Origin of the sequence: Enterobacter sp. 342, from assembly GCF_036663495.1 — a bacterium.
GTDB lineage: Bacteria > Pseudomonadota > Gammaproteobacteria > Enterobacterales > Enterobacteriaceae > Enterobacter.
This window is the reverse complement of record NZ_JAWUEI010000011.1, coordinates 132,049-146,224: the sequence shown is the minus strand read 5'-3', so window position 1 is coordinate 146,224 and position 14,176 is coordinate 132,049. Positions and strand designations below refer to the sequence as shown.

Here is a 14,176-nt window from a genome sequence, read left to right as displayed (position 1 = left end):
TTAGGGACATGACATGGGAATGAAGATGCCTTACTGGTGGCTCTCGTGCTGCCTGATATCTGTGCCCGCTCTCAGCGCGAACCCGGCGGCAACCATCAATACCGGACAACTCCGCGAAACGCAGGAACTCCCCTCACTCAATGGTCGCGTGGCCCCTGTGGCCGGTAAAGCCGCGCCCGGTTCATTGCAGCTTGGCGAAGCCGTCAACCGTGCCGTCACCTGGCACCCGGCCATCAGCGAAGCCGTGGGGAAACTCTATGAACAGAGCGAAGAGGTGGACGTCGCTAAATCAAAATACTATCCGCAGATTAATGCCGGTGTGGACAACGGTTATTCCCATGACGGCGACCAGAACGGCTTTACGCCATCGATGGTGCTCTCCCTCTCACAAATGCTTTACGATTTTGGCAAGGTGGCAAGTCAGGTACGAGCCGAGAATGCCGGAGTTGCCCAGCAGCAAGCCAACGTGCTGGTCAGCATCGACACCATCGCCCACGATACCGCTGTCGCCATGGTGCAGGTACAAACCTGGCAGCAGATGGTCGACACCGCGAAAGAGCAGCTTGAGGCTCTCTCCTCCATTGGCACACTGACCCGCCAGCGTAACGACGAAGGGGCCACGTCGCTCTCTGACGTCGTACAGACCGATGCGCGTATTGAAGGTGCGCGCGCCCAGTTGATGCAGTATCAGGCCAGTCTCGACAGCGCCCGCGCCACGCTGATGAGTTTTCTCGGCTGGAACAGCCTGAACGATATCAGCAATGATTTTCCGCAAAAGCTGGGTCGGAGCTGCGATATTGCCGAGCCGGACGACCGTCTGGTTCCCGCGGTACTTGCCGCATGGGCACAGGCTAACGTTGCCCAGGCGAACCTTGACTACGCCGAAGCACAAATGACGCCGACTGTCTCGCTGGAGCCAGAAGTGCGCCATTACATGAACGATCGCTATGCGGGGAGCGAAACACGGGATCGCACCCAGTATTCCGCGTGGGTGAAAGTGCAGATGCCGCTCTATCAGGGCGGTGGCCTCACCGCCCGGCGTAATGCCGCCGGACACGCAGTAGACGCGGCGCAATCTACCATTCAGCGCACGCGTCTTGATGTCCGCCAGAAACTGCTGGAAGCCCGCAGCCAGGTGATGAGCCTGCAAAGCACGCTGCAAATCCAGGGCCGTCAGGAAGCCCTCAGCGCCCGCACCCGCGAGCTGTACCAGCAGCAATATCTCGATCTCGGCTCACGCCCGCTGCTTGATGTGCTCAACGCCGAGCAAGAGGTCTATCAGGCGCGGTTCACCCAGCAGCAGACTCTTGGCCAGCTGCATCAACTGCAGCTCAACTGCCTCTATAACACCGGGCAATTGCGTCACGCGTTCGATCTTGATAACCGCACCATCCAGACCGTGGAGATCCAGCCATGAAGCAACGCGAAATCCCGCAGGGCGAAACGATGACAGATAAGGCGCTGGCGCAGTGGGCGCAGGCCTTTGGTTTTGTCGCCACGCGCTACCGTGTCGCCTGCTCTCCCGGCGCGCTGATCGCAGGCGCTCCGTGGCTGAAAGGAAAACCGATGGTACCCGCCCTCACCCAGTTGGCCCGTGAAGCGGGGCTATCGTTTCAGTTGCTTACCGGCGGCCAGGAGGCTATCAACAGCTGGCGCCTGCCGGTGGCGGTGGCGATGAATGACGGCAGGATCGGCGTGATCGAGCATTTCGACGGGGACGATACGCTGGAGGTCAGCTTTTTCGACGATGAGACTTACACCAACCGGCTGTCGATGACGGCGATGCTGCCCGCTATCCGTCACGTCATTGCCCTGCGTCCACTCGCCGCGCTGAAGGACAGCCGCGTGGACGCGTATATATCAAAATACCGTCCGGACTGGCTCTACCGGCTGGTGATGCGCGACTTGCGCCCCTACAGCTGGGTGATGCTGGCCGCGCTGTTTATCAACGTGCTGTCGCTCTCCGGGATCGTCTTTTCCATGCAGGTCTACGACCGGGTGATCCCCGCCCAGTCCTACCCGACGCTTTACGTCCTGACGATTGGGGTGTTGATCGCCACCCTGTTTGGCTTTGTGCTGCGCGTGGCGCGCGGACACATTATGGATCTGCTGGGCAAGCGTTCAGATCTACGTGTCTCGGATCGCGTCTTCGGCCACGCCCTGCGACTGCGCAACAGCGCGATCCCCCGCTCCACCGGCAGCTTTATCTCCCAGCTACGCGAGCTGGAGCAGATCCGCGAGATGGTAACCTCCTCCACCATTTCTACGATTGTCGACCTGCCGTTCTTCTTACTGTTTGTGGTGGTGCTGGCGATCATCGCCCCGCAACTGGCGTGGATCGCGCCGGTGGCGGCGGTGATCATGGTTCTGCCCGGTCTGCTGCTGCAGAAGAAGCTGGCAGAGCTGGCGAAACAGTCGGCCCATGAATCGACCCTGCGCAATGCGGTGCTGGTGGAGAGCGTGCAAGGGCTGGAGGACATCAAGCTGATGCAGGCGGAAAACCGCTTTTTGCAGCAGTGGAACAGTTATATCCAGATCACCGCGGAATCCGGCCTGCGCACCCGGGAACTGACGCAGAACCTGATCAGCTGGGGGATGACCATTCAGAGCCTGGTCTACGCCGGGGTGATCGTGGTCGGTGCGCCGATGGTGATCGACGGCACCCTGACCACCGGTTCCGTGGTCGCGGCGTCTATGCTGGCCTCTCGCATGATCGCCCCCATGGCGACGCTGTGCGGCGTGCTGGCCCGCTGGCAGCAGGTAAAAGCGGCCAAAGAGGGGCTGGACAGCATTATGCAGTTGCCTACCGAGAACCAGCGCGAAGAGACGCCGATCCGCCAGGACGTGCTGCGCGGTCACTACTTGTTCGAGCAGGCGCAGTTCCGTTATCAGCCGGACGATCCGCGCATGGCGCTGCGCATTAACCGACTGGAGATCAGTCCGGGTGAGAAAGTGGCGATCCTCGGGCGCAATGGCGCGGGTAAATCGACCCTGCTACAGGCCATGGCGGGCGGAATGGACCTGGCGGCTGGTGAGCTGCGGCTTGATAACTTCAGCCTGCCGCATCTCGACATCGCCGACGTTCGTCGCAACGTCGGTTTTATGACCCAGAACGCGCGGCTGTTTTACGGTACCCTGCGCGAAAACATCACCCTCGGCATGCCGCGCGCCACCGACGACGAGATTTTCGAGGCGCTGGACCTGACCGGTGCAGCAGGTTTTGTGCAGAAGCTGCCCAAGGGGCTGGATTACCCGATCATGGAAAACGGCGTGGGATTATCCGGCGGACAACGCCAGTCGATTTTGCTGGCGCGTATGCTCCTGCGCGATCCGAATATTGTGCTGATGGATGAACCCACCGCGTCGCTGGACGAGCACACCGAGCGGGAATTTATCCAGCGTCTCGGCGACTGGCTAGGGCATCGCACCCTCATCGTCGCCACGCACCGCGTACCGGTGCTGGAACTGGTGGAGCGGGTGGTGGTGCTCAAAGAGGGAATGCTGGTGATGGATGCACCAAAAGCCCAGGCGCTGAACAACAGCCGTATGCAGCAGCAACAGCAGGCAGCAACAGGACGGGAGTGGAAAAATGAAAATCAGTCAGCGTGACGTGGCGGCAATGGACGATCTGGATAACGCCCTCGACTCCGAAAGCGGCTACACCGGTGCGCGACGGATCGTGATCTTCTCGCTGCTGATGTTTGTCGTCCTGGGCGTCTGGGCGTGGTTCGGCGTGCTGGATGAGGTGTCAACCGGCTCGGGTAAAGTGATCCCCAGCTCGCGCGAGCAGGTATTGCAGTCGCTGGACGGCGGGATCCTCACCGAACTGAACGTCCACGAAGGGGATCAGGTACAGGCCGGGCAGGTGCTTGCCCGCCTTGATCCGACGCGTTCCGAATCGAACGTCGGCGAAAGTGCGGCGCGCTACCGCGCTTCACTGGCCTCCAGCGCGCGACTGTACGCTGAGGTGAACGATCTCCCGCTGAAGTTTCCCCCTTCGCTGGCAAAATGGCCGGATCTGATTGCCGATGAAACACGACTCTACAACTCCCGCCGCGCACAACTGGATGACACCCAGCGAGAGTTACGCGCCGCGTTAGACCTGGCGAATAAAGAGCTGGCAATAACCCAACGTCTGGTGAAAACCGGCGCTGCCAGCCACGTAGAGGTGCTACGGCTGCAGCGGCAGAAAAGCGATCTCGAACTGAAGCTCACCGACGTGCGCTCACAGTATTACGTTCAGGCCCGCGAGGCGTTATCCAAGGCCAATGCGGAGGTGGATATGGTCTCCGCCATTCTTAAAGGCCGACAGGATTCCGTCACCCGTCTGACCGTAAAATCCCCGGTTCGCGGGATCGTGAAAAACATCAAGGTCACCACCATCGGCGGTGTGATCCCGCCCAACGGTGAGTTGATGGAGATTGTGCCGGTGGACGATCACCTGCTGATTGAAACCCGCCTCTCGCCGCGCGATATCGCCTTTATCCACCCGAACCAGGAGGCGCTGGTCAAAATCACTGCCTATGATTACGCCATTTACGGCGGGCTGCACGGGGTGGTGGAGACCATTTCCCCTGACACCATCCAGGACGAAGCCAAGCCGGAGGTGTTCTATTACCGGGTGTTTATCCGCACCAGCCAGGACTACCTGGTGAATAAAGCAGGCAGGCACTTCTCGATTGTACCGGGGATGATTGCGACGGTGGACATTAAGACCGGAGAGAAAACGGTGCTGGATTATCTGATCAAGCCGTTTAACCGCGCAAAAGAGGCGCTGCGAGAGCGGTGATGAAACGCCTTACATCATTTTCTGAAGCCGCCTCGCAGGATTTAACTTCTTCTGGGTAGCCTGCTTTTTATTAGGGTTAATCGGGCGTATGTTCCTTCCACGCCAGCAAAATCTGGCGTCGGGATTGGCATCCCGGTTAAACTTAATGGCGGCGTGAGCTCTTGTTGCGCCGTGCGTCTGGCTACATTTCAATGGTGGGCTGGACGGGGGCGTCGCAAGACGCGCCGGTGTCCATTAAGGCCGGTAATGCCAACTCCGTTCAGTCCTGCCACCCGGGAAATTGGCATTTCTCTGGCAGGGTCTTAATCACTTAATGGAAACTGTCATATGACCACCAGTAACGCACTTTTCACGACCCCCTTTGGCCACAATACCGACTTCACTGAACTTGCCGACAACTGCCAACGCTATTGCGAAGCATTGGTGGAAGAGACCGATCCTGCAAGGTCGGGGTGAGGGCATCAAACCGCACTCATTTTATATTTATAAACAGGACGTTAATTATGAATAATCAGCAAAAACTACGCATCTCAACCACACCAGGCGAAGTGTTGCTGCACGATTATCTTAAGCCACTCAGTCTCGGCATCTCAGAACTGGCAGAGAGAATAAACACCGATCACACCACTGCCAGCGCGCTGTTAAGCAATAAAATCAAACTCACCGTGGATTTGGCCTTAAGACTGGCAAACGCATTCGATACCAGCATTGAATTCTGGCTGAATCTGCAACAAAACGCAGAAAACCAGGGAGCGAGAATCGAACACCTCTAACATAACCCTCACCCCCAATCTGCTAAAGTAGCCCAAATTCATTTTTCAGGAAGAAATCATGCGCCAACGAACCATTGTCTGCCCCATCATCCAGAACGACGGGGCCTACCTGCTGTGCAAAATGGCCGACGATCGCGGCGTGTTCCCCGGCCAGTGGGCTCTCTCCGGTGGCGGAATGGAGCCGGGCGAAACCATGGAACAGGCATTACGCCGTGAGATCCGCGAAGAGCTGGGCAACGCACTGGAGATCGTCTCGGTCTCGCCATGGGCTTTTCGCGATGACATCAGGGTGAAAACCTACGCCGATGGCACCACAGAGGAGATTTACATGATCTATCTGATCTTCGACTGCATCAGCGCCAACCGGGAAGTCACGTTTAATGAAGAGTTTCAGGAGATCGCCTGGGTTAATCCGGAATCGTTAAAAACGCTGGATCTCAACGAAGCCACGCGCATTACCTTCACGCAAAAAGGGCTACTGTAAATTCAGGCCTGAACCCGGGCGTTATACACCCCAACATAGTGAGCAAACTTCCCAATAAAGACGCCCGCAAACACACCGCCGGAGACGATCGCCAGCGCGCTCATGGCGGGCTGCTGCATTGTCTGCGGAGAGACCGCGCTCATTACGCCCAGCACATACTTCACCCCAAACGCCAGCATCATAAACGGCAGCGCGGTGTAATCAGCCTGGCGGAAAAGGCTGCGCGGCGCATCTGCGCGGGTGATAACTGTCTGCCTGATCAGGGCATATCCCAGCGCAGATCCGGCAAGGATCCCGGCAATCCACAAGGCAACGGTTCCTGGGCTCAGCGTGCGGTAGACCACCAGATCGTAAATATCCCAGATAAGAAAGATCGCCGGAATGATGGCAAGCCTCTCCAGCGTAACGGTGGTGGGCTTGCGGGCTTTGATACCGCGAGAGATGAGAAAGACAAAAAGCACCCACACCCAGACGGGCGTGTGCGTAACGACACCGATCAGAAATTCAAACATGGAGATCACCATGGAAGAAAGCGGCTCTGGCCGCGCTGCAAGTATATTGCGCATAACGGCAGGAACGCCATTATGCGCAGGTCTTTTACAGCGATTTTTTCAGGCGTTGAACCGCCTCTTTCAGCTCTTCATCCGTTGGCGTGACAAACGACATACGCAGCGTCGAATGGTCTGGCTCATTGCAGTAGAAAAATTCGCCCGGCACAAATACTACGCCGTTACTTAACGTTTTTTCCAGCCAGCGAGTGGTATTACTCCCATTTTTCATAGTCGCCCACAGGAACATGCCGCCCTTCGGCTTGTGGAATGACATCACATCGCCCAGCTCGGTTTCCAGTTCTGTTGCGAACGTCTGATATTTCTGGCGATAGGCTTCGCGGATCATTTTAATCTGATCGGCAAGACGACCGGTTTTCAGGTATTCGTACGTCATCAGCTGTGACAGCGTGCTGGTGTGCAGATCGGTGGTTTGCTTGAGATTCACCACCGCGCGCTTCAGCCACTCCGGTACCAGCACCCAACCCACGCGGGTGCCTGGCGCAAGAATTTTAGAGAAGGTTGAGGTATACACCACGTTCTCTTCGTTACCGATATCTTTGGCGTGGGCAATTAACGGGCGGAAAACTTCATCGGTGTAATTAATTTCGCTGTACGGATCGTCTTCAATAATGACGAAGTCATAGCGCTTCGATAATTCCACAAGCTGTTTACGACGCGGTTCAGAAAGCGTTACCCCACCCGGGTTACCAAATGTCGGCACAATATAAACCGCTTTAATGGTTTTATTGGCCACCAGCGCTTCGAGCTCATCCACTTTCATTCCGTCAGCATCGGTACCCACGGATTCAAAATGTGCCTGCGCAAGGCCAAATACCTGCAGTGCGGCAAGATACGTTGGACGCTCGACGACGACGGTATCGCCCGGGTTAATTAATGCACGCGCCAGCACGTCAAGTGATTGCTGTGAACCAGAGGTAACGACCACATCATCCGCCTTACAGCGGATCCCGCGCCCTTCACAAATGCGCTGAATTTCTTCACGTAGCCCAGGAACACCTTCGGTCAGACCGTACTGGAAAGCTTCGCCAAAATGCTGGGATAATACGGCATCAGCGGCCATTTTCAGGCCTTCATGATCGAACAATGCAGGGTTAGGAATACCCCCGCCCAGCGAAATGACCCCTGCCATTTTGCTATGTTTTAATAATTCACGGATGGCAGATGATTGCAGGCCCTGCGCACTGCTGGCGAGTTTATTCACAGACATTCTTTGCTTACCTTCTTTTATTATATTGTGCCCAATCTTAGCAGAATATGGGCGATAAATTCTGTTAGCTTAGGAAGCGGACGTAAATCCTGACGCCACAACAAATGCACCGGTCTTGGCTCTGGAATGTAATCCTCCAGCACCCGCACCAGCCGGCCACTTTCCAGCTCTTCCGCGACCAGCACTTCCGGTTGTAATAACAGCCCGGCCCCGGCTCTTGCAGCCATCCGCAGCCCGTAGCCGTCGTTGCATCTTAGGATGGCATCACGCTTCCAGCGCACCTCCCCTTCGACACCCGGCAGCCGCCATTCATTGCGTGCAGTCCACACGCTGTGGGACAGGCAAAGATGATCCACCAGATCGGCAGGCGTTTGTGGCGTACCGTAGTGCGCCAGATAATCAGGCGCGGCGCAGATCACCATCCGATAAGGACAGAGGTATTTCGCGACCAGGTCGTCGTTGCGAATATCGCCAATGCGGATGGCCAGATCGACACCCTCCTCCACCAGATCCACCATCCGGTTGGTCAGATCCAGCTCCACGCGCACTTCCGGGTAGCGTTGCAAAAAGGTGGCGGTGAGCGGTGCAATCACGCAACCGCCAAAGGACGTGGGGGCCGTTACCCGCAGCGTGCCAGCAGGTGCCGCACGCAGGCGTTCAACCGCGCTTTCGGCGATGGCAACCTGCTCCAGTACCCGCTTCGCCTCGTCGAAATAGACCCGTCCTGCGTCGGTCAGGCTCTGGCGTCGTGTATTACGCTCCAGAAGACGCGTACCAAGTTGAGACTCCAGCAGCGCAATATACTTGCCCACCATTACCGCCGACATCTCCAGCCGTGCCGCCGCGCCGGTGAAACTGCCGCTTTCAACCACGGCAATAAAGGTTTCCATGCTGCGAAGCTTATCCAAATTCCAAACTCCTGGTTAGTAATCTTCTAACTTTAGCCCAGTTTATCTGCATTTTTATTTATTAAAGAATGAAGGCTCACAACATTAAGGAGTCTGCGATGAAAATTGTCATTATTGGTGCCAGCGGTACAGTCGGTCGGGCAGTAACGGAAGAGTTGAGTCGTCGTCACGAGGTAATCCGCGTAGGTCGCACGCAGGGTGACTATCAGGTGGATATCACTTCCCAGGCGAGCGTGCAGGCGCTGTTTGAGACAATCGGCCCGGTGGATGCCATTGTCTCTGCCAGCGGGGGTTTGTACTTCGGTCCGCTCGCCACGATGAAAGACAGTGATTTCAACCAGGGTCTGCAGGATAAACTGCTCGGACAGGTGCGCCTGGCGCTGACCGGCCAGCATTACCTGAACGAAGGTGGATCAATTACGCTAATCAGCGGAATTGTAGCGCACGAGCCGATTGCCCAGGGGGTAAACGCCACCACGGTAAATGCCGCGCTGGAAGGGTTTGTTCGCGCCGCAGCCTGTGAACTGCCGCGCGGGATCCGCATCAATCTGATTAGCCCAACGGTTCTCACCGAATCTGCCGAAACCTACGACGGTTTCTTCCCGGGCTTTGAAAGCGTGCCCGCCGCGACCGTCGCCCAGGCCTATCGCCGCAGCGTGGAAGGCGTGCAGAGCGGGCGGGTGTATAAGGTGGGTTATTGAGCCTTTCGGGCGGAAATGAGTACCAGCATCGGACGTTCCGCCTCTTCGGCCAGTGCAGGCCAGGCATCAATCTGTGCCTGCGTTGGCCCCCATTCGTTGACTTCGTTTATGGTTAATCCGGCCTTGATCAACGCGTTAAGCGTAGTGCCCAGCGTGCGGTGATATTTAATCACCCCGTCTGCCAGCCAGTTGCTGACGCGCTGGCTCTCGTCCTGATAATGGTTCACGCCCCAGAACCGCTCTCCGTTATCGTCGGTCAGCCAGCCCTGACGCGTGGCGCAGGTGTAAATGGGGTGCTCCATCGAAAAGACCAGACTGCCGCCGGGTTTGAGCGCGCGTTGAACCTTAGCAAACAGGGTGTCCAGCTCTGGCAGGTAGTGCAGCGCCAGGGAGCTATAGACCAGATCGAGGCTGTTCTCGTTGAGCTTGATAGATTCCAGATCGCTGCGTTGATAGCGAATCCCGTCATCGTGGGTCAACTCCGCCGCACGAGCGAGCATCTTTTCTGAGATATCAACGCCCATTACGTCAGACGCGCCCAGCTCACGCGCCGCGCGGCAGAACCAGCCGTATCCGCAACCGAGATCAATAACCGATTTGCCGGTTAACTCCGGCAGCATGCTTTTTAACGCAGGCCACTCCGGTGCGCCATCCAGCCCCTGCACCGAGCGCGGAAGCTGGGCGTAGCCTTCGAAAAACGCCGGGTTGTCGTAGATGTTTTGTGCCATGGCAGATCCCTCTTTAAGAATGTGCCTCCCAGTATAAAACATTGCCGGGTGGCGCTGCGCTTACCCGGCCTACGATTTGAGGGTTTCAGTAGGCCGGGTAAGGCGAAGCCGCCACCCGGCACCACATTAGCCCACCGAGCCCCAAACGAGGTTGCCATTATGGAACGTCGCGGTGCGCGGGGAAATACGCGCCACGGCTTCGGCGGAACAGGAAGCGTCTACCAGCACAAAGCTGGCGTCGTCCTGCGCTTTCGGCCACACGCGCTCACCTTTGTCGTTCAGCGGCAGCACGTCGCCGGTGGCAATACCGAGCGCGCGGGAGAGCGTCTGCTCGTTTGGTCGAATATAAAGCTGAGCGTAAAGGTTGGCTTTTTCCAGCATGTCCCCCAGGCCATACGGCGACCAGTGGTCGATTACGCTGTCGGTACCCGTCATCACAAACACGCCTTTATCCCGCAACTGCTTTAGCGGCATATGTAAAGTACCAATCGGCACGGTAGAGGCGATGGTCACCTGCTGCGCTGCCATACGGGTGGCGATCTCATCCACCTGCTGTTCGTTGAGCATAGCCAGAGCGAAAGCATGGCTGATGGTCAGTTTGCCCTTCAGCTCTGGCGTTTTCTCCACGGTTTCCACCATGTAATTTACCGCTGCCACACCCGCCGGGCTGGTTTCGTGCAGGTGAATGTCCACCCCTTTGTCATAATCCAGTGCGATCTGGAACATAGTGTCGAGGGATTTCTCCATCGCGCCATCCACGTTGGTGGGATCGAGTCCACCTACGTAGTGCGCCCCCGCCTGCATCGCCTCGCGCATCAGTTTTTCAGAGTTCGATAGCAGCAGGCCGTGTTGCGGGAAGGCGACGATTTCACAGTCAAAACCGGGCTTGCGGCGCGCTAAGACCGCCTGCAAATTTTCCAGGTTTTTCAGGCCGGAAACCGGCTCAATGTTGCAGTGGCTACGGGCAATGGTCGAGCCTTTCGACTGGATCAGGTCGATCAGCTTTTCGGCCCGCTCCTGCGTATACGGCTGTAACTCCAGCAGCAGCTTCTGCTCAAGGCGGATCATATCCTGAATGGTGGTGCCCGCCGGGCGGTTAAGGGAGCGCCACGGACCGCCGTAAAAGGTTTTATCCAGATGGATGTGCATGTCGCGCATCGCCGGCAGCATCAGTTTGCTGCCCGCATCGTAGTGCGGCAGCGTGGCATCAGCGTGGCTTTTGTTAGCCCGCAGGGTGACGATCTTCCCGTCTTTAATTTCCAGCGTTTTCAGCTCGGTACGGGTGCTGGTCGCCACGCCACCGTCGAAATTGAACCCGGCTTCCAGTAGCACATTATCCAGATAATAGTGTTTTGCGGTGATGTTCATCGGTTTGCCCGTCTCGCAGGTTGGCTTCGCGGTATCCGCAGCATACGCGACAGATCCGGTCGCACCAAACAGCGCGCAGGCGGTGACCATTTTGCCGCTCTGGCTGATAAACTCGCGTCGGCTTTTGTTTTCACTCATCTTATCTTCCTTCATTAACAATATGGGTGCCGGTTTCACCGCGCAGCGCCGCAGGCAGGCTGTCCGGCGATGTGATGATCACGCGCTTGCCGCCGTGGTTTAAAAATTCCAGCGAGGCGATGATTTTGGGGAGCATGCTACCCGCCGGGAAGTGCCCTTCATCCCTGTACCGCGACATCTGCGCCACATTGACGGTGTCCAGCGCCTGCTGATTTGGCTTACCGAAGTTGATACACACTTTTTCCACGCCGGTGGTGATCACCAGCACATCAGCGTGGATCTCGCGTGCCAGCAATGCGGTGGAGAGATCCTTATCAATCACCGCGTCGACGCTCTGATAATCACCTTCAGGTGTGCGAACCACCGGAATACCGCCGCCACCCGCGCCAATCACCACAAAGCCTTTCTGCGTCAGCGTCTTGATGGCATCGGCTTCGACAATCCGTAACGGTTGCGGAGATGCCACCACGCGGCGATACCCCCGGCCAGAGTCCTCAATAAAATGCCAGTCCGGGTGAGCCCGTTGCAGCTCATCGCGCTGCGCGTCGCTAAAGAATGCACCGATGGGTTTCGTTGGATGGGTGAAGCCCGGGTCATTTTTATCCACCTCAACCTGAGTGACGACTGTTACCGCTTTTTGCTCCCCGCGTGTGGCCAGGCGGTTATTGAGCGCCTGCTGGATCAGGTAGCCGATGCCGCCCTGCGTATCCGCCACACAATTCGCCAGCGGGGTCAGGGGCAGCCCTTCCCGCTCGTGGGCGATTTCGGCGCGACGCAGATCCAGCCCCACCTGAGGGCCGTTTCCGTGCGTGAGCACAATGTCGTAGTCGGATGCCAGCATCTCCAGCACCGACTCTGCCACTGCTTTGACCGCCAGCGCCTGATGTTCAATCGACTGGCTGGCGTTATCTTTGATAATGCTGTTGCCGCCAATGGCAACGACCATAAGCTCTTTCATGAGTTTTCCTTCGCAACGGTGCCTGACTCAACGCTCGCAACTTCGCGGCTATCAAGGAAGTGTTTCACCACAAACATGCCACCCATCATCAGATACGCCGTGACGAACATCAGCGAACTGCCTTCGGCAAAGCCCACCACAGGGGCGTGGATCACCCCAAACAGCGCCAGCAACGCACCGACAGCCGCCGCAACGGCACCACGCAGTGGTTTATTGATGATGGCGAAGATGGCGATACAACCCCACAGCATGCTGGCAAGCGGTGCGCCATTCCCCAGATGCACCAGCCCTTCGTAGTAGATGCCTTTGCTGTGCAGTACATCGGTACCGATTTTCGCCGCACTGGTGCCCGCCGCCCCCATCACGCTGTTCATCATGGTCAGCGCCCAGTTGGCGATCCACGGGAACAGACAGATGAAAATCACGGGCACTTCCACTTTGGGCGTTTCCCTCACCACCTGGTTGGCGGTCACCACGCCGATAAACACCAGAATCGGCACGATGGCGGTCATCGGAATGATGGCGAGCATAAACGCCCCCAGCCCGAACAGTGGCACGATGAACATGGTCACACCCGACGCCAGCGTATAGCCGATGCTGGCCCCCATCGCTTTCCAGCCCGCATGGCCAACATAGACAGTCACCGGGAACGGGTTACCCATCAGGCAACCAAGCATTGATGCCAGACCGTTTGCCAGCATCACTTTGCGGGTCGGGTATTCATCCCCTGCAGCGTGAGCACTTTCGATGTTCTCCAGGTCAAAGATGTAGTTTGCCAGCCCCAGAGGAACCGCCGAGGCAAGGTACGGCAGCGCGTGTGGCAGGCCCTGCATAAAGCCTTCAATATGCACGGACGGCGGGTTAAAGCCGAACGATGACATCGATGCCTTGATCGCTTCCGGGCTTTGCAGGCCAGAGATCCATGCCAGCGCCGTACCGGCAACCAACAGCAACAGGCCTGTCGGGATGCGGGCGAAGATCGGCTTTTTACCAAACCAGTTGATGAAGATCAGCAGCAGCACGATGAATGACACCGTTGGCGCCTCAAATGCCTGCAGCATCGGGTTCATCGCCAGCAGCAGCAACCCTAAACCAGACAGACACGACAGCAGCACGGTACGCGGGATCATCTTGCGGATGGTTTCCCCTAAAAATGAACCACCCGCCAGGATCATCGCTTCCACGAAACACCACACCAGACCGATCTGGATGGCAAATTCCGCATCACCGGTCTGCTGATAAACCGGCATTAATACCAGGAAGGTCACAGTAAAAATTGACGGTGCGCTCGGGCCGGACGGCAGCGCAGTGACGTCAGTACGCCCGGTCTGGCGGGCCATCTGCAGGCCAAACCACGCATAGCAGACGCTCGCCACCAGTACCGCCAGCCCGAAGGCTGGCGCGATGCGTCCATAAACAATCTCCTTCGGGATGCCGACGACAAAAATGAGCAACCCCATCATGGTCAGCAAATTGGTCAGGTTGTTGGTCATGAGCCCGAAATAGGCCGCCCAGTCACCTCTTTTCCACTCCAGTTTCATGTTTTTCAT

Annotated in this window: 13 protein-coding genes; 6 read left to right on the top strand and 7 right to left on the bottom strand. The window is 57.4% G+C overall.

Going from position 1 to position 14,176, the window contains the following annotated elements:
- The first annotated feature begins 13 nt into the window (after positions 1-13).
- The 5 genes from V6E55_RS11665 (at position 14) to nudI (ending at position 6,046) form a co-directional block, all read left to right on the top strand.
- Complete coding sequence (locus V6E55_RS11665; protein WP_316942865.1) at positions 14-1,417, top strand: TolC family outer membrane protein; 1,404 nt, start codon at positions 14-16, stop codon at positions 1,415-1,417.
- Positions 1,414-3,609, top strand: a complete 2,196-nt coding sequence (locus tag V6E55_RS11660; RefSeq protein ID WP_316942864.1) for a type I secretion system permease/ATPase — start codon at positions 1,414-1,416, stop codon at positions 3,607-3,609. The genes V6E55_RS11665 and V6E55_RS11660 overlap by 4 nt, the downstream gene beginning before the upstream one ends.
- A gap of 10 nt (positions 3,610-3,619) precedes the next feature.
- The gene (locus V6E55_RS11655; RefSeq protein ID WP_108091060.1) at positions 3,620-4,789 is read left to right on the top strand and encodes an HlyD family efflux transporter periplasmic adaptor subunit; all 1,170 of its coding nucleotides are present in this window, start codon (positions 3,620-3,622) and stop codon (positions 4,787-4,789) included.
- Positions 4,790-5,292: 503 nt separating this feature from the next.
- Positions 5,293-5,562: a HigA family addiction module antitoxin gene (locus V6E55_RS11650; protein WP_316942875.1), complete on the top strand. Its 270-nt coding sequence runs from the start codon at positions 5,293-5,295 to the stop codon at positions 5,560-5,562.
- Between the two features lie 58 nt (positions 5,563-5,620).
- Positions 5,621-6,046 (top strand): nucleoside triphosphatase NudI, encoded by a 426-nt coding sequence (gene nudI / locus V6E55_RS11645; protein ID WP_316942863.1) that lies wholly within the window; start codon positions 5,621-5,623, stop codon positions 6,044-6,046.
- A gap of 2 nt (positions 6,047-6,048) precedes the next feature.
- Here nudI and V6E55_RS11640 read toward each other — a convergent pair whose 3' ends face one another.
- From V6E55_RS11640 to V6E55_RS11630, 3 genes are all read right to left on the bottom strand, one after another.
- Positions 6,049-6,558: a DUF6622 family protein gene (locus V6E55_RS11640; RefSeq protein WP_316942862.1), complete on the bottom strand. Its 510-nt coding sequence runs from the start codon at positions 6,556-6,558 to the stop codon at positions 6,049-6,051.
- A gap of 85 nt (positions 6,559-6,643) precedes the next feature.
- The gene (locus V6E55_RS11635; RefSeq protein ID WP_316942861.1) at positions 6,644-7,825 is read right to left on the bottom strand and encodes an aminotransferase-like domain-containing protein; all 1,182 of its coding nucleotides are present in this window, start codon (positions 7,823-7,825) and stop codon (positions 6,644-6,646) included.
- 20 nt (positions 7,826-7,845) lie between these two features.
- The gene (locus V6E55_RS11630) at positions 7,846-8,733 is read right to left on the bottom strand and encodes a LysR family transcriptional regulator (RefSeq protein ID WP_236920518.1); all 888 of its coding nucleotides are present in this window, start codon (positions 8,731-8,733) and stop codon (positions 7,846-7,848) included.
- Positions 8,734-8,831: 98 nt separating this feature from the next.
- Here V6E55_RS11630 and V6E55_RS11625 point away from each other — a divergent pair, with 98 nt between their 5' ends.
- Entirely contained in the window at positions 8,832-9,434 is a 603-nt protein-coding gene (locus V6E55_RS11625; RefSeq protein WP_316942859.1) for a short chain dehydrogenase, read from the top strand.
- Here V6E55_RS11625 and V6E55_RS11620 read toward each other — a convergent pair.
- The 4 genes from V6E55_RS11620 to V6E55_RS11605 all read right to left on the bottom strand — a co-directional run bounded on the left by V6E55_RS11620 (position 9,428) and on the right by V6E55_RS11605 (position 14,176).
- Positions 9,428-10,162, bottom strand: a complete 735-nt coding sequence (locus V6E55_RS11620) for a class I SAM-dependent methyltransferase (protein WP_316942858.1) — start codon at positions 10,160-10,162, stop codon at positions 9,428-9,430. The genes V6E55_RS11625 and V6E55_RS11620 overlap by 7 nt on opposite strands.
- 126 nt (positions 10,163-10,288) lie before the next feature.
- Entirely contained in the window at positions 10,289-11,668 is a 1,380-nt protein-coding gene (locus tag V6E55_RS11615; RefSeq protein ID WP_316942857.1) for an amidohydrolase family protein, read from the bottom strand.
- Position 11,669: 1 nt separating this feature from the next.
- The gene (locus V6E55_RS11610) at positions 11,670-12,626 is read right to left on the bottom strand and encodes a carbamate kinase family protein (protein ID WP_114978690.1); all 957 of its coding nucleotides are present in this window, start codon (positions 12,624-12,626) and stop codon (positions 11,670-11,672) included.
- A complete protein-coding gene (locus V6E55_RS11605) occupies positions 12,623-14,176 on the bottom strand; it encodes a xanthine permease (protein ID WP_129995121.1) in 1,554 nt (517 codons plus the stop codon). The genes V6E55_RS11610 and V6E55_RS11605 overlap by 4 nt, the downstream gene beginning before the upstream one ends.

Coding starts and splice junctions, on each gene's coding strand:
- V6E55_RS11665 (WP_316942865.1), top strand. CDS start 14: ATGGGAATGAAGATGCCTTACTGGTGGCTCTCGTGCTGCCTGATATCT.
- V6E55_RS11660 (WP_316942864.1), top strand. CDS start 1,414: ATGAAGCAACGCGAAATCCCGCAGGGCGAAACGATGACAGATAAGGCG.
- V6E55_RS11655 (WP_108091060.1), top strand. CDS start 3,620: ATGGACGATCTGGATAACGCCCTCGACTCCGAAAGCGGCTACACCGGT.
- V6E55_RS11650 (WP_316942875.1), top strand. CDS start 5,293: ATGAATAATCAGCAAAAACTACGCATCTCAACCACACCAGGCGAAGTG.
- nudI (WP_316942863.1), top strand. CDS start 5,621: ATGCGCCAACGAACCATTGTCTGCCCCATCATCCAGAACGACGGGGCC.
- V6E55_RS11640 (WP_316942862.1), bottom strand. CDS start 6,558: ATGTTTGAATTTCTGATCGGTGTCGTTACGCACACGCCCGTCTGGGTG.
- V6E55_RS11635 (WP_316942861.1), bottom strand. CDS start 7,825: ATGTCTGTGAATAAACTCGCCAGCAGTGCGCAGGGCCTGCAATCATCT.
- V6E55_RS11625 (WP_316942859.1), top strand. CDS start 8,832: ATGAAAATTGTCATTATTGGTGCCAGCGGTACAGTCGGTCGGGCAGTA.
- V6E55_RS11620 (WP_316942858.1), bottom strand. CDS start 10,162: ATGGCACAAAACATCTACGACAACCCGGCGTTTTTCGAAGGCTACGCC.
- V6E55_RS11615 (WP_316942857.1), bottom strand. CDS start 11,668: ATGAGTGAAAACAAAAGCCGACGCGAGTTTATCAGCCAGAGCGGCAAA.
- V6E55_RS11610 (WP_114978690.1), bottom strand. CDS start 12,626: ATGAAAGAGCTTATGGTCGTTGCCATTGGCGGCAACAGCATTATCAAA.
- V6E55_RS11605 (WP_129995121.1), bottom strand. CDS start 14,176: ATGAAAAACATGAAACTGGAGTGGAAAAGAGGTGACTGGGCGGCCTAT.